This window comes from Mesorhizobium sp. B1-1-6, assembly GCF_006443035.1.
GTDB lineage: Bacteria > Pseudomonadota > Alphaproteobacteria > Rhizobiales > Rhizobiaceae > Mesorhizobium.
In genome coordinates this window covers 360,668-376,377 of record NZ_VFWR01000001.1, presented here as the reverse complement: position 1 = coordinate 376,377, position 15,710 = coordinate 360,668, and the positions used below count along the sequence as shown (strand labels likewise).

Annotated in this window: 15 protein-coding genes and 1 pseudogene; 1 reads left to right on the top strand and 15 read right to left on the bottom strand. The window is 66.3% G+C overall.

The window, feature by feature from the left end:
- Positions 1-6 precede the first annotated feature (6 nt).
- The 10 genes from FJ979_RS32390 to cbiE form a co-directional block, all read right to left on the bottom strand.
- Positions 7-183, bottom strand: coding sequence for a hypothetical protein (locus FJ979_RS32390; RefSeq protein ID WP_181176978.1), 177 nt, complete (start codon positions 181-183; stop codon positions 7-9).
- Positions 180-629 (bottom strand): helix-turn-helix transcriptional regulator, encoded by a 450-nt coding sequence (locus FJ979_RS01800; RefSeq protein ID WP_140579858.1) that lies wholly within the window; start codon positions 627-629, stop codon positions 180-182. The genes FJ979_RS32390 and FJ979_RS01800 overlap by 4 nt, the downstream gene beginning before the upstream one ends.
- A gap of 332 nt (positions 630-961) precedes the next feature.
- Positions 962-1,225, bottom strand: coding sequence for a hypothetical protein (locus FJ979_RS01795; RefSeq protein WP_140516441.1), 264 nt, complete (start codon positions 1,223-1,225; stop codon positions 962-964).
- A gap of 39 nt (positions 1,226-1,264) precedes the next feature.
- A complete protein-coding gene (cobT, locus tag FJ979_RS01790) occupies positions 1,265-2,275 on the bottom strand; it encodes a nicotinate-nucleotide--dimethylbenzimidazole phosphoribosyltransferase (protein ID WP_140579857.1) in 1,011 nt (336 codons plus the stop codon).
- 24 nt (positions 2,276-2,299) lie between these two features.
- A complete protein-coding gene (cobS, locus tag FJ979_RS01785) occupies positions 2,300-3,076 on the bottom strand; it encodes an adenosylcobinamide-GDP ribazoletransferase (protein ID WP_140579856.1) in 777 nt (258 codons plus the stop codon).
- Between the two features lie 3 nt (positions 3,077-3,079).
- Entirely contained in the window at positions 3,080-4,393 is a 1,314-nt protein-coding gene (locus FJ979_RS01780) for a cobyrinate a,c-diamide synthase (protein ID WP_140579855.1), read from the bottom strand.
- Positions 4,390-5,208 (bottom strand): uroporphyrinogen-III C-methyltransferase, encoded by an 819-nt coding sequence (gene cobA, locus FJ979_RS01775; protein WP_140495562.1) that lies wholly within the window; start codon positions 5,206-5,208, stop codon positions 4,390-4,392. The genes FJ979_RS01780 and cobA overlap by 4 nt, the downstream gene beginning before the upstream one ends.
- A complete protein-coding gene (cobM, locus tag FJ979_RS01770; RefSeq protein WP_140495563.1) occupies positions 5,205-5,969 on the bottom strand; it encodes a precorrin-4 C(11)-methyltransferase in 765 nt (254 codons plus the stop codon). Before cobM ends, cobA begins: the two co-directional genes overlap by 4 nt.
- Positions 5,966-6,352, bottom strand: a complete 387-nt coding sequence (locus tag FJ979_RS01765) for a cobalamin biosynthesis protein (protein ID WP_140579854.1) — start codon at positions 6,350-6,352, stop codon at positions 5,966-5,968. Before FJ979_RS01765 ends, cobM begins: the two co-directional genes overlap by 4 nt.
- Positions 6,349-7,584, bottom strand: coding sequence for a precorrin-6y C5,15-methyltransferase (decarboxylating) subunit CbiE (cbiE, locus tag FJ979_RS01760; protein ID WP_140579853.1), 1,236 nt, complete (start codon positions 7,582-7,584; stop codon positions 6,349-6,351). The genes FJ979_RS01765 and cbiE overlap by 4 nt, the downstream gene beginning before the upstream one ends.
- Position 7,585: 1 nt before the next feature.
- Here cbiE and FJ979_RS01755 point away from each other — a divergent pair, with 1 nt between their 5' ends.
- Positions 7,586-8,347: a cobalt-precorrin-6A reductase gene (locus FJ979_RS01755; protein ID WP_140579852.1), complete on the top strand. Its 762-nt coding sequence runs from the start codon at positions 7,586-7,588 to the stop codon at positions 8,345-8,347.
- Here the strand turns inward: FJ979_RS01755 and FJ979_RS01750 are convergent.
- The 5 genes and pseudogenes from FJ979_RS01750 to FJ979_RS01730 all read right to left on the bottom strand — a co-directional run bounded on the left by FJ979_RS01750 (position 8,311) and on the right by FJ979_RS01730 (position 15,704).
- Positions 8,311-9,075 (bottom strand): precorrin-3B C(17)-methyltransferase, encoded by a 765-nt coding sequence (locus FJ979_RS01750; protein ID WP_140495567.1) that lies wholly within the window; start codon positions 9,073-9,075, stop codon positions 8,311-8,313. The genes FJ979_RS01755 and FJ979_RS01750 overlap by 37 nt on opposite strands.
- Positions 9,072-9,842: a precorrin-2 C(20)-methyltransferase gene (locus FJ979_RS01745; RefSeq protein WP_140521148.1), complete on the bottom strand. Its 771-nt coding sequence runs from the start codon at positions 9,840-9,842 to the stop codon at positions 9,072-9,074. The genes FJ979_RS01750 and FJ979_RS01745 overlap by 4 nt, the downstream gene beginning before the upstream one ends.
- Entirely contained in the window at positions 9,839-10,471 is a 633-nt protein-coding gene (locus FJ979_RS01740; protein ID WP_140579851.1) for a precorrin-8X methylmutase, read from the bottom strand. Before FJ979_RS01740 ends, FJ979_RS01745 begins: the two co-directional genes overlap by 4 nt.
- Positions 10,395-11,964 (bottom strand): annotated as a pseudogene (gene cobG, locus FJ979_RS01735) (precorrin-3B synthase). The gene FJ979_RS01740 and the pseudogene cobG overlap by 77 nt, the downstream one beginning before the upstream one ends.
- Positions 11,961-15,704, bottom strand: coding sequence for a cobaltochelatase subunit CobN (locus FJ979_RS01730; protein WP_140579850.1), 3,744 nt, complete (start codon positions 15,702-15,704; stop codon positions 11,961-11,963). Before FJ979_RS01730 ends, cobG begins: the two are co-directional and overlap by 4 nt.
- Positions 15,705-15,710 lie beyond the last annotated feature (6 nt).

The window sequence follows — 15,710 nt, the reverse complement described above, 5'->3', positions numbered from 1 at the left end:
CCGGCGCTAGGCCGGCTGTTTGATTTCCGTGTCGTGGATGCTCATGAGCAGGGCTCGGAGCCTTGGGTCCTTCTCCAGCGTGATCGCAAGCTGGAAGGGGCCCTTGAGCCAGTCGGCTCGGCTCTTGGCCGTCCGCAGTCCGCGGACGGCCCCCCAGTAGTTCTTCATGCGGTCGTCAATCATTGCGCGAATGGTCTCATCAACTCCTCTATCGACGTGCTCATCACGGTCGCCAAGGTCTGCAGCTCCCTGATGGTGAAGTCGTGGAGACCCATCTCCATTTTCCTCACCGTGAGTCGGTTAACCGAGATCTGATCAGCCATCTGCTGGTATGTGAAGGCATGATCGATTTCCCGGTATTTGTTCAAGCGGATCCCGATCGAGTGATGGCCATAGCTCAAAGGCTTCTGACCGGCCAAAGCCAGCCTTCCGCCTCGGCGTCTGGCCGACGTGACCTCGATCCGCTTCGTCCCCATTTCCTTAGCTCGACGGACGAGTTTGACGACCGTGCTATACGACCGTCCGTACTTGTCTGCGAGCCACCCGTAACTGGCCCCTTGCTGCCAGTCTTCGATGGTGCCTTCAGGCCAGGGCTTTTTCGACCCGGCACCTATTGGTTGTATGGACATCTTTCCTCGTTGACCGAGGGTGTGTTCGGCACCGTGCTGCCGAACACACCCGCTATTTCCGACTTTGTCGCTCTTTGGCGATCGGAAAGACGAGGATTTTCAAGGAGATGATAGCGATTTCAGGTACTTAGACCAGAAAGTCCCCGCTATCTCTTAATCAGCGGGTCCACAGTTCAATCCTGTGCGCACCCACCAAATTCTTCAAAGACTTGGTGGAAAGACCCTGAATAGGCCGGTTCAATTGCCGCGCTCGTTCATCAGTGTTTGGCTGCCTTCGCAACCCGGCCGCCGTTGGCCAGGTGAGACGCGGGACTTTGCAGCTTGGTCAAAGACTACGATTGGCCGCGCCGAAAAACGCGGCTCAGAAACCTGCCGAACCGAAAAGCCATGCCGTTGTCCGCGCTCCGACCGTCGTCGGCATCAATGGCGGCCTTTCCGCCTGAGAAATCGCTGATGAGCCACCAGAAGAAAACCAGAAAAACAACGAGAATTGCGGTGTCGATCGGGCCGTAAGTTGAATATCCACTGTGCCGAAGCACACCAGCAAGCAGCACGGCGATAGTCATAGCAGCGGCAGCCGGGTGAAGCTTTTTCATCCACCAGATCTATTCGAGAATCGCTACAACCGGAAGATTTTACTTCTCCGACACGCCGGCCTCGGCAAAGCTTGCCATCCTCGCATGGCACTCCAGCGCCGAGCGGACGATGTTGACGGCGAGGCAAGCGCCGGAGCCTTCGCCGAGCCGCATGCCGAGGTCGAGCAGCGGCGGCAGATTGAGCGCTTCCAGCAGGCCGCGATGACCTGACTCGGCAGAGACGTGGGCGGCGATCGTATGAGCAAGACCTGTGGAGTGCAGCTTTGCCAAAGGTGCTGCGGCTGCGGTGCAGACGAAGCCGTCAAGCAGCACCGGTATGCCCATGTGACGGGCGGCAAGCGCGGCGCCGAAGATGGCGGCGAGTTCGCGGCCGCCGAGCGCCGCGGCAATCCCCAGCGGATCGGCAAGAATGGCGGCGTGGCGTTTCAGGCCGGATTCGATGGCAACCACCTTGCGCTTGAGGCCGGCATCGTCGACGCCGGTGCCGCGTCCGGTCCATTTTTCCGCACCGCCGCCGAACAGCGCCGCCGAGATCGCGGCAGCCGGCGTGGTGTTGCCGATGCCCATCTCGCCGAAGCAGACGAGATCGAGATCATCAGTCACCGCATCGTAGCCGGCCGAGACCGCGGCAAGAAACGTCTTGTCGTCCATCGCCGGCGTTTGCGTGAAATCGCCGGTCGGATGGTCAAGATCGAGCGGAATGACATCGAGTTCGGCGCCTGCGATGCGGGCGAGCTGGTTGATGGCCGCACCGCCGCCGGCGAAATTCGCCACCATCTGCACCGTGACTTCCGAAGGATAAGCCGACACGCCTTGCGCGGTAACGCCGTGGTTGCCGGCGAAGACGAAAACTTTCACCCGCTCGAGCCTAGGCATGTCGCGGCCCTGCCAGCGCGCCAGCCACGCGGCGATCGTCTCCAGCCGGCCGAGGCTTCCTTGCGGCTTGGTCAACGTGTCCTGGCGCCGGGCGACCGCGCTCGCGGCGGCGTCATCGCCATCAGGCAGGTCGAGGCAAGCAGCGCGCAATTCATCTAAGGATTTGAAAGGCATGGAAGGAAATTCTCCGAAACAGAGTCAGGAAAGGGCTACGGAAGCGACGAGCAGCACCGCGATTTCGCTCACCTGTTGCATAGCGCCGATCGTGTCGCCGGTCTGGCCACCGATCTGGTTGAGGCAAAGCGCGTGGAAGGCGGCAAACAGCAGTCCGAGCAGGATAAGCGCCGCGATGGCGCCGCCAAGCCCGAGCAGGAGGAGCGGGATGGCGCCGAGCACGGCGCCGGCGAGGGCAATTTCCCGCGAGACGGTGCCGGCGCCGGCCGAGAGGCCATCGTCGCGCGCCGGGGGCAAGAGATGCATGAAGGCGCCGAATACGCCGCGCGAGGCCGCATGGGCGGCCAGGAGCGCGAAGAGAGCTTGTGTGGGATCGACGAATTCCGACAGCGCGCTCCAGCGGATGAGCAGCGACAGCGCCAGCGCCATGGCGCCGTAGGCGCCGATTCGGCTGTCGCGCATGATCTCCAGCTTTCGACCGCGCGTGTTGCCGCCGCCAAAACCGTCGGCGACATCGGACAGCCCGTCCTCGTGCAGGCAGCCGGTGGTGACCGCGGTTGCAACCAGGGCAAGGGCTGCCGCCGACCCGATGGCAAGGCCAAACCGTTCCGCCGTGGCAAAGACGATGGCGCCGACCAGGCCGACGACGAGGCCGGCGACCGGGGCGGCCCAGATCGCGGCGGCAAGGCTGCGGCCGCGAAAGTCGATGACGGGCAAGGGCAGCCTGGTGAAGAAGACCAGGCAGAGGGCAACATCGCTGGGGATTTGCCGGGGCGAAAGGGTGACCTTCGGGAACTTCATGCCTCAGCCCCTTGCGATGGCATGGAAGAAGGTGCCGCTGACCTGGCCACGCCGGTAGCCCGAGGCGCCGATCGGATTGCCTTGCCCGTCTGCGAGGTCGGCCAGGGGCTCGTCATCGCCGGTCGCTGTCATCTGCGCATAGTGGAATTCGTGCCCACGGATCAACGCGCCCCGCGGGCCGAGCGGACAGTCGGCGCGCAGCCGTGCTTCGCGATAACCGAGGTTCATCTTGCGCCTGGCGAAGCTGGTTGAATGGCCGAGCAGGCCGAGCATTTTGTGTGTTTCGCCAGATGCATCTTCCAGAGCTTCGCCAAGCACCATGAAGCCACCGCACTCACCATGGATGGGCTTCGTCCCGGCAAACCTTGCCATTCCTCTCCGAAAATTCGCAGCAGCGGCGAGACGGCCGGCGTGAAGCTCGGGATAACCGCCGGGCAGCCAGCAGACGTCGCAGCTGTTGTCGGGCGCCTCGTCCGCGAGCGGCGAGAACGGAACCATCTCCGCGCCGGCCTTGCGCCAGTAGGCCGCGACGTGCGGATAGAGGAAGGTGAAGGCGGTATCCTCGGCAAGTGCGATGCGCTGGCCGGGCGGCTGCAACGCATCGTCGAAGCTGCCGGGCTCCGGGGTGAGAGGTGTTGCCAGCGCCATGACGGCGTCGAGGTCGAGCGACTTTTCCGCCATGTCGGCCAACCGGTCGAGATGCGCCATCAGGTCATCATATTCACCGGCCTGGACGAGGCCGAGATGGCGCTCGGGCAGGTTCAAGGTGGGATCGCGCAGGATGGCGCCGACGACCGGCAGGCCGATCGCCTCGATGGCGTCGCCGGACAGCCGGCGGTGGCGCTCGCTGCCCAGCCGGTTGAGCACGACGCCCGCCATGCGAACCTCCGGATCATAGGTAGCGAACCCCTTGGCGACGGCCGCCGCCGTGGTCGACTGACCGGAAACGTCCAGCACCAGCAGCACCGGCAGGCCGTAGAGCCGTGCCAGATCGGCCGCCGAACCGCTGCGGCCCGGCGCGGCCGGAATGCCGTCGAACAGGCCCATGGCGCTTTCGAGGATGACAAAATCGGCGTCGTCGGCGGCATTCACGGCCAGTGCGTTGAGCAGCGACGGCGACATCGCCCAGCTGTCGAGATTGACGCCGGACAGGCCGGTGGCGGCGGTGTGGAAGCCGGGATCGATGTAATCGGGGCCGGACTTGGCGCCGCGCACTTTCAGGCCGCGCCGGGTGAGTGCGCGTAAAATACCGATGGTGACGCTGGTCTTGCCCGAGCCGGAGCGCGGCGCGCCGATGATGATCGCGCGGGCGCTCACGATGCACCCGCCAGCGCCGCGCGCATGGCGACGATGCCGCCGACGACGATCAGCGCCGGTGCGGACAGGCCGGCGGCGGCGGCTTCCTCGGCGATGGTGGCCAGCGTGGCGACGACGATGCGCTCCTGCGGCGTCGTCGCGGCGACGATCACCGCCGCCGGCGTCGATGGCGCCAGCCCGCCGTCGAGCAATGCGGCCGATATCACAGGCAGATTGGCCATGCCCATGTAGACCACAACAGGCTGGCCGGTGCGCGCGATCGCGGCCCAGTCGAGATCGTCATCGGTGCCGGCGGCATGGCCGGTCGCCAGGATTACCGCCTTGTTGATGCCGCGCATGGTCGCGGGGATGCCGGTGGCGGCCAGCGCGCTGAGGCCCGAGGTGAGGCCGGGCAGGACGCGGAACGGGATGTTTTCCCGCGCCAGCGCCAGCGCCTCTTCGCCGCCACGGCCGAAAATATAGGGGTCGCCGCCCTTCAGCCTGACGACGCGGCGGCCCTGGCGCGCCAGCCGGACCAGCAGGGCGGTTATGTCGTCCTGTTTCATCGAGGGTTTTCCGCCGCGCTTGCCGGCAAAGAAAAGCTCGGCGTTTTCGGCAACCGCGACGACGTCCGGGGAGACCAGCGCATCGTAGACCAGCGCATCCGCCTCACTCAGCGCCGCCAGCACTTCCAGCGTCAGGCAGCCGGGATCGCCGGGGCCGGCGCCGGCGAGCCAGACATGGCCGGGCTCAAGCGTCCGCGGCTTGAAGTTCAGCCGGGCAAGCGCCTGTTGGAGCGCGGCGTTCTCGCCCTTATTTTTGGTGCTGTCGCTCACAATCCGTCCCGTCCGCGAAAACGCCGCTGGTAATGCGCGTCGTACAATGAACTCTCGCCAAAGCCTTCCGCCGCCAGCGAGCGGCCGACGAAGATGATGGCCGTACGCTCCATCGGGTCGGCGGCCAGTTGTGCCTCGATGGTTTCCAGCGTGCCGGTCAGCACGCGCTCGTCCGGCCAGGAGGCACGGAAGACGACCGCCACCGGGCAATCGCGGCCATAGAGCGGCGTCAGCTCGGCGACGATGCGATCGATGGCGTGGATGGCAAGATGAATGGCAAGCGTGGCGCCGGTGCGGCCGAAGCCGGCCAGCGTTTCGCCAGGCGGCATTTTTGAAGCGCGGCCGGAGACGCGGGTCAGCACCAGGCTCTGGGCGACTTCGGGAATGGTCAGCTCGCGCCGCAGAGCAGCCGCCGCGGCAGCGAAAGAGGGAACGCCCGGCGTCAGCGTGTAGGGAATGCCGTGCCTTTCCAGCCGGCGGATCTGTTCGGCAACCGCGCTCCATACCGACAGGTCACCGGAATGCAGCCGCGCGACATCATGGCCGGCCTTGTGGGCGGCCAGATATTCGGCCTCGATCTCGTCGAGCGACATCGGCGCGGTGTCGATCAGCTTCGTTCCCGGGGCGCAATGCTGCAGCAATTCGGGCGCCACGATCGAGCCGGCATGGAGGCAGACCGGGCAGCTTGCCAGCAGCCGCGCGCCGCGCAGGGTAATGAGGTCGGCGGCGCCCGGACCGGCGCCGATGAAATGCACGGTCATGCCGCGTCTCCGCTGATGGCGATGGCGCAGGTGACCGGGCCGAGCACGATGCGTGGTCCCAGCAGCCTGGCGCCTTCGCCGGCGACGGCCAGCGCCGATGCTTCGGACACCGATGCTGTGCCGGCCAGATCCTGCGAGAGGCTGGAGTTGCTGAGCGCCTTCGTCGACGCTGCTTTAAGCGCTGCCTCATCGACGACAATGACGGGAAGGTTGAGTGTGCGACCTGCGGCAGCGATCGCCTGTTCATCTTTCTTGAGCGTGGCGGTGGCGAGCGACGAGAGCGCCGTCATCGCCAGCCCATGCGCTTCGAGCGTGGTTTCTATCGCGGCAAGCACGTCCTCGACGCTTACACCCTTTCGGCTGCCGATGCCCGCGACCATCATGGCTTGATCCAACTCCATTGGGTAACCGGCATCGCCGGCCGCCAGGCCTGCATCGAACCGACAGGCGCGGCGCGGGATATGGCGATGCGGGTCAGATCGCCCCCGAGCTCGGTATGACGGGCAAGAAGCAGCGTCTCCATTTCCAGCGTCACCGCATTGGCAACGAGGCGGCCGCCGGTGCGCAGCGCCTTGATGGCGGCGGTCAGCACGCCGGCATCGCTGCCGCCGCCGCCGATGAAAATCGCATCTGGCGTCTCGAGCCTTGCAAGCGCCTTGGGAGCGCTGCCTTCGACCACGATGAGGCCGGGAACGCCACACGCGGCAGCATTGTGGGCGATGCGGGCGGCGCGGATCGGGTCGGCTTCGATGGCAACAGCGCGCATCGAGGAATGGGCGAGCATCCATTCGATGCCGATGGAACCGGAGCCGGCGCCAACATCCCACAGCAGTTCGCCGCGCCTCGGCGCCAGCGCCGACAGCGTGATGGCGCGGATGTCATGTTTGGTGATCTGGCCGTCATGGTCGAACAGATGATCGGCGAGGCCTGATGTCAAAGGCAGGATACGCGCATCCGGACCAGATTGAATTTCGAGCGCCAGTACATTGAGCGGATTGATGTTTTCGAGGTTGAACGCATCGGCGCGGGCCGAGCGCAGGTTCTCCTTTGGCCCGCCAAGCGCCTCCAGAACCGTCAGCCGCGAGGCGCCGAAATCAAGCTCGGTGAGCAGGCGGGCGATCGCCGCCGGTGCATCGGCATCGGATGTCAGGGCCAGGATGCGTGCGTTGGGTTGCAGCAATGGCCGGATCAGGTCGATGGGGCGGCCATGCAGCGAGACGGTTTCGATGTCCTGCAGCGCCCAGCCAAGGCGAGCGGCCGCCAGCGAAATGGCCGACGGCGCGGGAATGACATGCATCTCCCGCGGCATGACCTTGCGGGCGAGGGTGACGCCGACGCCGTGGAAAAAGGGATCGCCGGAGGCAAGAACGCAAACGCGCTTGCCGGCGAGCGACAGCACGTCGTGCATCTTGGCATCGAAGGGAACCGGCCATGGGCGCAAATCGCCCTTGGCGAATGATGAGACGAGCGCCAGATGCCGCTTGCCGCCAAAGATGATTTCAGCGTCGGCGATCCGCTGCTTGGCCTCGTCGCCGAGACCGGCTACACCGTCCTCGCCTATGCCGACGATGGTGAGCCATTTTTGGTTGGCGCCGCGTAGACTCTTAGCAGGCATGATGACCCACCGCATTCTGATCCTCGGCGGAACCACCGAAGCCCGGCAACTGGCTGGAAAACTGGCAGCCGGTCACTCGGTGATGCTGTCGCTGGCGGGCCGCACCGAAAGCCCGGTGACGCAGGGCGTGCCGGTACGCAGTGGAGGGTTTGGCGGCGCCGATGGTCTGGCCGCCTATCTCAAGGAGACAAGCATCGAGCTGCTGATCGACGCCACGCATCCCTACGCGGCGCGAATTTCCGCCAATGCGGCGCAGGCCGCGCGCATGGCCGGGGTGCCGATCGTCGCTCTGCGCCGTCCCGGCTGGGAGCCTGTCGAGGGCGATCGCTGGACGCAGGTCTATACGACAGGCGATGCCGTGCAGGCGCTTGGACCGGCGCCGCGCCGTGTATTCCTGGCTCTCGGCCGGCAGGAGGTCGCGGCTTTCGAAGCCGCGCCCCAGCACCATTATCTCATCCGCAGCGTCGATCCGGTCGAGCCGAAGCTGGCAGTGCCCGATGCCACCTATCTCCTGGCGCGCGGGCCGTTTCGCGAGGCGGAGGAACACACGCTGCTCCAGCGGCACGGCATCGACATCGTCGTATCCAAGAACAGCGGCGGCGCGGCGACTTATGGCAAGATCGCCGCGGCGCGGGCGCTTGGCCTCGACGTCGTCATGGTGCGCAGGCCTGCGCTGCCGGAGATTCCTTCGGCTGCGACCGTTGATCAGCTTGCCGACATGGTCGATCATCTTGTCGAGCCTGCCGCGGAGCGCGGCGTGTAAACCAGCGCCGGCCTGTTACCGCGCCTGATGATCCGGGTTTCCGGCGAACCGATGATGATGCAGGTTGCCATGTCCGCCTTGTCGGCATCGGCATCCGCCAGCAGGAACACCTCGATGCGCTCATCGGGCCGGCCTGCGGCACGGCCGAATATAACGGGCGTGGTGCCCGGCAGAATGGCCTTCAGACATTCGAAGGCGCGGCCAAGCTGCCAGGGGCGCGCCTTGCTGATGGGATTGTAAAGCGCGATGACGAAGCCGGCGCCGGCGGCCGCCAGCAGGCGCAGTTCGACCAAGTCCCATGGCTTCAGATTGTCGGACAGCGAGATGGCGCAGAAATCATGGCCGAGCGGTGCCCCGATGCGGGCAGCGACAGCGAGCATGGCGGTGACGCCAGGCACGATTGCGAGATCGATCGCGCGCCATTCGGAGGGGCCGGCTTCGATCGCCTCGCAGACGGCCGCCGCCATGGCGAAGACGCCTGGATCGCCCCCGGAGACGACGGCGACATTGTGACCTTCGGCCGCCTTCGCCAGCGCCTCGTTGGAGCGGGCAAGCTCTTCGCGATTGTCGGAGGCGATGCGGGTCTGGTCCGGGCGCAATTCCAGCCGGTCGAGATAGGGCTTGTAGCCGTAGAAGAAGCTTGCCTCGGCGACGGCGTGGCTCGCCTGCGGCGTCACCTGATCGGCGTTGCCAGGTCCGAGCCCGATGACAGTGAGGCGGCCGCTCATGCGCCACCCGCCGACGCGACAGGGCGTCCGGACCAGCCGGCAACGAGCACAATGGCGAAATAGGGCGCCTTGTCGTCCGGCTTGTCGGTGAGCCGCATCGAGACGCTGCCCGGCATGGTGCCGCGCTCGACATAGACGGCGCGTGTCAGCTTGCCGGTGGCCTCCAGCGCCCGCCGGATTTTGGGCAGGTTGCGGCCGACCTTCATGATAACGGCGGCATCGGTGTCGGCGAGGCGCCGGGTCAGTTCGAACTCGCTCATCGTGCCCGGCAGCACGGTCAGCACATCGTCGCCCTGAACGATCGGCAGGCCGGTCGCCGACCAGCAGCCCGACATGGCGGTAACGCCGGGAATGACCTCGGTCGGAAAACGATGGGCGAGGCGCACATGCAGATGCATGTAGGAGCCATAAAAGAGCGGATCGCCTTCCGACAGCACGGCGACCATCCTACCGGCATCCAGATGACCGGCAACGGTCTCGGCGGACTCCTCGTAGAAGGCCGATATCTGCGCGCGGTAATCGTCGTGATCCTTGTCGATCTCCGTGGTCACGGGATAGAGCAACGGCAGCTCCAGCATGTCGGGTCGGAAGCGCGTCTCGACGATGGCGCGCGCATTGCTGTTGTTGCCGCGCTTGGCGAAATACGCCACCACATCGGCCTCGGCCAGCGCACGCGCGGCCTTCAGCGTCAACAGTTCCGGGTCGCCGGGACCGGTACCGACGCCGACCAGGCGGCCCCTCGAGCCGGTTTTGGGGAGCGCGTTCACAGGCCGGGCCTCGCGAGAGAATTGAGGGCTGCCGCGGTCATGGCGCTGCCGCCAAGCCTGCCGCTCACGATTGCATAGGGTACGCCGTAGGAATTCTGCGCCAGCGCGTCCTTCGATTCGGCGGCACCGACGAAGCCCACCGGCATGCCGATGATGGCGGCCGGTTTCGGCGCACCGTCGCGCAGCTTCTCCAGAAGATAAAAGAGTGCGGTCGGCGCATTGCCGATGGCCACCACCGAACCGGCGATGCGCTCGCCCCACAGGTCGATCGCGGCGGCAGAACGTGTGTTGCCGATCGTCCTGGCGATTTCACGCGTGCGCGGGTCGCGCAAGGTGCAGATCACCTCGTTGCCGGCAGGCAGGCGGGCGCGGGTGACGCCGTGCGAGACCATTTCGGCGTCGCAGAAGATCGGCGCGCCGGCGGCAAGCGCGGCCCGTGCGGCGGAAACGAAGTCGCTGGAGAAGACAAAATTCTTGGCGGCTTCCACTTGGCCGCAGGCATGGATCATGCGGACCGCGACATCGGCCTCTGCTTCGGAAAAGCGCGCGAGATCAGCCTCGGCGCGGATGATGGCAAAGGAGCGTTCGTAGATCGCCGTGCCGTCGTGGATGTAGTCGTAGGCGACCATTGTCATTCCTGTCGATAAGCCTCTGCGATGCCGGCCGGCCCCAGCCTTGTCAGGCAGGCGGCGGCGGTCTCGCCCTGATAGCGTGCGCTGCGGATTGCCGCCGCGACGCGGCCGATGCCGCGCGCGGCGTCATAGCCCGGCCTGTAACCGGCAGGAAGGGCCTTTGCCGTCGCGTTCACGACAAGTCCGGCTCCATTTTCGCCGCCGACCACAGTCAGCGCCGCTGGGCCGGGATGCGCGCAGCCCTTGGCGCAGCCCGAAACATGCAAGGTGAAGTCGAGACTATCGGCGTTTTCGGTGGCAATCGCCTCGGCGATGTCGCGCGTGGCGATGCGACCCGAGGCGCAAGCCGGCGCGCCGGGACAAGCAGCGATGCGCGTGCGCGGGTCGGTGGGGGAGGTGACGAAGCCGAGGGTGGCGGCGGTGAGTTGGAGGGAAGGATTGGCGGCTGGTGGCTGGCCGAGGAAGAGCAGGGCGCGGCCCGGGGCGAGGCGGATTTCCGACGTCCCGAGGGTGAGAGCGCTTTGAGCGAGGGCGATGAGCCTTTCGGCGGGCATGCTGCCGTAGGGGAGACCGATGCCGAGAGTGGGGACGTCGCCGGCTAAGGGGAAAGGGCCGATAGGTTTGCGCGAGGCGCCCCCCTCTGTCCTGCCGGACATCTCCCCCTCGAGGGGGGAGATCGGCGGCTTCGACGTCGGCTTTTCTTTAGCAGCACCGGAAATTGGCGAAACCGTCGGTGACCACGTAATCTCCCCCCTTGAGGGGGAGATGTCCGGCAGGACAGAGGGGGGCGCCTCGCGCAAACTTGTCAGGCATAGCCAACCCGCCAGAGACACCAACTGCCGCTCCGACAAATCCCTTGCGTGAGCGTCGCGGCCTTTCTCGGCAACCATTCTCAGCGCAGCTACGACAATGTCGCGCGCGGCGTCTGCATCGACCGTTACGAGCAGCCTTGCATTCCGCCCGTCACCGGCAACCGACACCCGCCAGCGGATTCCCGCCTCGGTGCTCGCCGCCTTCAGCCGCACGTCGGCCGTCACAGCATCCATCGTGAGTTGCCCGCCACCGTCGACAACGACCGAAACCTTCGGCCCGAGCCGCTGCGTCAGCCCGGCGTCCTCGACCGCTTCCCTGATCCGATCAGCCAGCGGCCTGGGGTCGGCGATCTCCTGCGGATCGATGCCGGCCAGTGGTCCGGTCTCCACTGGTACGCCAGTGCGGACCACAATGCCCAGCGCATCGACTTCCTTCGCCAGCAGGGTTGCACTTTGCGTGGTCAATCCGCGTATTTGCAAGCTGCCGCGCGCTGTCACTTCCATGATGCCGTTGCCGTGCCGCAGGGCGGATTCTGCCAGCCCGATCAGAAGCTTCGGCGACAATCCGCCAGAAGATGGGCCTCCGGCGACCGGGTTGAGCCGCACCAGCAGGCCGTCGCCGGTCTGCATCGGCGCCGAAAGGGCCGGGCAGGCGCCGCGTCGGGAGTAGGCGTTCATGCCGCCAACTCCCGTGCCTCGGCAATCAGTGCCGCGAGGTCGTCGTCGATCGAATTGCGCAAGGGATGCCAGAGGCCCCGCCGTCGCGCCGACAGGAGGCGTTCGGCAATGGCTTTCGCGGCGGCCGGGTTTTCGCGCAGGATGAAGGCGCGGACGCCCGCATCGCCGAGATAGGCATCGTGCACGGCGTCTATCAGCGCGCCCGGTATGGCCTGCGTGGTTTCGGCGAAGCCAACCAGCCGGTCGACGGTTTCGGCGAATTCCGAGGCGCCGCGCGGGCCGTGGCGCATCTGGCCCGCTATGAAGCGGGCGTTGACAGCGCGGGCGCGCACGACGCGCGTCACAGCCTCACTAAGTGAACGCGGCTTCGGCCTCTGCGGGTCCGTCGTGTCCAGCACGATAACGTCGGCATTCCTGCCAAGCGCTGCAAGGGCGGCCGAAAAGCCGCCGATAAAGGCGACATCGGCGGAGCCTTCGAGGATGTCGCGGCCGGGATCGTCGCCGGTGTGGACGAGAAGATCGGCCTCGGCGATGCGGTTCTCGAAAGCGCCGGGCGCGGCGATCCCTTCACCGCCGGCGCCGCCATAGGCATGCGATGTGGCATCGAGATAGGCGCGGCCGATTTCCTCGCGCGCCGCCCAGTCGCCGCTCGACAGGATTTCCTCGACGCCAGCGCCGTAAGTGCCAGGCGAGGTGCCAAAGATGCGCGGGCTGATCTTGCCCTCGGCGCGGGTCCTTGCGGCGAGCGGATTTTCCGAATCGTCCTCGTCGCGCGCGGCAACGGCGTTGGCAGCGGCATCGATCAGCGCGATCTGGGTCGGGAACATGTCGCGGAACAGGCCCGATATGCGCCAGGTGACGTCGACGCGCGGGTGGCCAAGCGCTGCCGGCGCCAACACCTCGATGCCGGTGACGCGGCCTGTGGCGGCATCCCATTGCGGGCGGCAGCCCATCAGCGAAAGCCCCTGCGCGATCTCCTCGCCGCCGGTGCGCAAAGACGCCGAACCCCAGAGGTCGATGATCAGCGAGCGCGGCCAGTCGCCATGCGATTGCATATAGGCGCGCACCACTTCCTCGGCGGCAGCCTTGCCGATGTCGTAAGCCGTCGGCGTCGGCATGGCGCGCGGGTCCGACGTGAACAGGTTGCGGCCGGTGGGCAGAACGTCGGAACGCCCGCGCGCGGGCGCGCCGGCCGGGCCCGCGGTGACATGACGACCGTCGAGCGCGGCAAGAAGGGCGGCCTTTTCGGCCTCGGCGCTTTGCCGGCGCATAAGGTCGGGCTCTTCGTCGGGCGCGCGGCCGTAGACATGCAGCCCATCCTTGATAGCGAAATCCTTCAGGTCGCAGAGCCAGGCATCGATGCGGCGCAGGGCCTCGTCCGGCGCGTCGGTGCGGGCAACGCCGGCCTCCGCGGCGAGGCCCGTCGTCTGCGCGGTTTCGACGATCAGACTGGCCAGACGGTCGCGGCGGCGGCGGTCGAGACCGTCAGCCTGGGCGTATTCGTCGACCAGCCGTTCGAGCCTGTGCTGGTTCTTGTCCAATCCGGCGCCGGTGAGCGGCGGCGGCAGATGGCCGAGCGTGACGGCGGCGATCCGCCGCTTCGCCTGCGCCGCCTCGCCGGGATTGGAGACGATAAAGGGATAGATGACGGGCAGGGGACCGGTGACGATCTCGGGGAAGCAGCTTTGCGAAAGCGCAACCGTCTTGCCCGGCAGCCATTCCAGCGTGCCATGCGCGCCAACATGGATGAGCGCATGGACGCCGAGCAATTTGCGCAGCCACAGGCCGAAGGCGAGCAATGCATGGCGCGGCGGCAGCGTCGGGTCGTGATAGTCGGCGCGGCGGTCGGCCGAGCGGCCGCGATCGGGGGCGAGGGCCACGGTGATGTTGCCGAAGGTCGCGGCGCGGAAGGGGAATTTGGCGGCGGGCAGCGCTTGAACACCCCCCTCTGTCCTGCCGGACATCTCCCCCGCAAGGGGGGAGATTGGCAGTTTAGACGCTGGAGCTACTCTTGCAACGTTGGAGATTGGCGAAGACAGAGATGACGGCGTAATCTCCCCCCTTGCGGGGGAGATGTCCGGCAGGACAGAGGGGGGTGCCTCGCGCAAACCTGTCTCGCCTTCGGCTTTGCCCCAAGCTGCTTCTACGGCAGCAATTGCTGCGCCCGGCAATTCCGTTGAGAAGGCAAGGTACTCATCCAACTCCAACCCAGCCTTGCTGCGCTCCAGCGCATCCAGCAACGCACGCGACGTTTGGGGAATTCCCTCAACTACATAGCCCTGTTCCTGGAGGTCGTGCAGCATCGCCAGCACGCTGGATGGCACATCCAACCCGACCGCATAGCCGGTGCGGCCGGGAGCGCTCGGGTAATCGGGGATCAGAATGGCGACCTTGCGCTCGGCGCGCGGCGTTTCCCGAAGCCTGATGAAGGCCGCGACCCGGTCCGCCACCTGTTCGACGCGATCGGGCTCCGGCCGGTTGGCAAAGGCGCGGTGGCCGAGCGCCGGGTCGGTCTCGCTTTCGCCCTTGAACGAAACGGCGCCGGCGAGGATGCGGCCGTCCAGTTCGGGCAGAACGACATGCATGGCGAGGTCGGCGGGGGCCAGCCCGCGCTGGTTCTTCTCCCATACGTCGCGGCGGGTGGTGGCGACGATGACCTGGAAGACGGGAACGCCGGCGCGGTCGAACAGGGTTTCGACGCCGGGTTCGGCGCCGGACGCGAAAGCGGTCGCGGTGATGATGGCGGCGGGCTTGGGCTGGGCAATCGCGGTTTCAACAAAAGCCAGAGATTCCGGGTCTTTCAGGCTGGAGACAAAGATCGGCACCGGCAGCATGCCGCGCTGCCGTAGCGCCTCGAAAAGCGCGTCGATGGGCGCGACATCGGCGGCGAGCAGCATCGAGCGGTAGAAGAGGATGGGAATCACGGGTGGGTTGACGTTGCCGGCGTCGAGTTCCGTCACACCCCCCTCTGTCCTACCGGACATCTCCCCCGCAAGGGGGGAGATTGCTCTTTCATCGACGATTTCGCCTATCGCGGATGGTCGAGATAAATCCCTGTCCAAGGGGACAGAAGAGGAGCCGGCCTTGATGACAGCCGATCTCCCCCCTTGCGGAGGAGATGTCCTGCCGGACAGAGGGGGGTGTGAAGGATCGTCAACATTCGATAAGTCCGGCTTCTCCACGACTCCGCGCCCCGGCTCATAAAACCCGGCTTTCGGCACGCTTACCGGCTCGGCAATCTCGCCATCAGACCCCGCCAACCGCGCCAGCCTGCGCACCAGCGCGCTCATATTGGCCGGGCCGCCCTGGCGGAAATAATTGAGCAGCCCGTCCAGTTCCTCGCGCGGCAGCGTCGAGGCTTCGATCAGCCTGATATCCTCGTCGTGGCTTTCACCGGGAAGTAGTGCCAGCTTTATGCCACGCTCACGGGCAACCACGGCCAACTGGTCGCAGCCGTAGCGCCACCACTCGTAACCGCCGAGAATACGCACCAGAATGACTTTGGCGTGACGGGCGACGCTGTCGATCCAGAGGTCGACGGACATGGGGTGGCGCAGGTCGCGCAGCGCGGCCAGCCGCATCGTGGGCAGCCGATCGGCGTCGCCTTTCCAGGCCGCTGCCAGTCCGGCCAGGTCGCTGTCCGTGAAGGACAGCGCCACCATTTCCGCCGGCGTCTGCCGCAGATCGACCGGCTCGGCGAGATCGTCGAGCGAGGCGGATGTGGTGGTGAGGATGTGCATCGCGGT

Bases quoted from the DNA above. Each gene is read 5' to 3' on its own strand.
- FJ979_RS01800 (WP_140579858.1), bottom strand. From the start codon at position 629: ATGTCCATACAACCAATAGGTGCCGGGTCGAAAAAGCCCTGGCCTGAA.
- FJ979_RS01740 (WP_140579851.1), bottom strand. From the start codon at position 10,471: ATGGTCGCCTACGACTACATCCACGACGGCACGGCGATCTACGAACGC.
- cobM (WP_140495563.1), bottom strand. From the start codon at position 5,969: ATGACCGTGCATTTCATCGGCGCCGGTCCGGGCGCCGCCGACCTCATT.
- FJ979_RS01795 (WP_140516441.1), bottom strand. From the start codon at position 1,225: ATGAAAAAGCTTCACCCGGCTGCCGCTGCTATGACTATCGCCGTGCTG.
- FJ979_RS01730 (WP_140579850.1), bottom strand. From the start codon at position 15,704: ATGCACATCCTCACCACCACATCCGCCTCGCTCGACGATCTCGCCGAG.
- FJ979_RS01765 (WP_140579854.1), bottom strand. From the start codon at position 6,352: ATGATGGTCGCGGGCATCGGCAGCCGAAAGGGTGTAAGCGTCGAGGAC.
- cbiE (WP_140579853.1), bottom strand. From the start codon at position 7,584: ATGCCTGCTAAGAGTCTACGCGGCGCCAACCAAAAATGGCTCACCATC.
- cobT (WP_140579857.1), bottom strand. From the start codon at position 2,275: ATGCCTTTCAAATCCTTAGATGAATTGCGCGCTGCTTGCCTCGACCTG.
- FJ979_RS32390 (WP_181176978.1), bottom strand. From the start codon at position 183: ATGATTGACGACCGCATGAAGAACTACTGGGGGGCCGTCCGCGGACTG.
- cobS (WP_140579856.1), bottom strand. From the start codon at position 3,076: ATGAAGTTCCCGAAGGTCACCCTTTCGCCCCGGCAAATCCCCAGCGAT.
- FJ979_RS01755 (WP_140579852.1), top strand. From the start codon at position 7,586: ATGACCCACCGCATTCTGATCCTCGGCGGAACCACCGAAGCCCGGCAA.
- FJ979_RS01750 (WP_140495567.1), bottom strand. From the start codon at position 9,075: ATGAGCGGCCGCCTCACTGTCATCGGGCTCGGACCTGGCAACGCCGAT.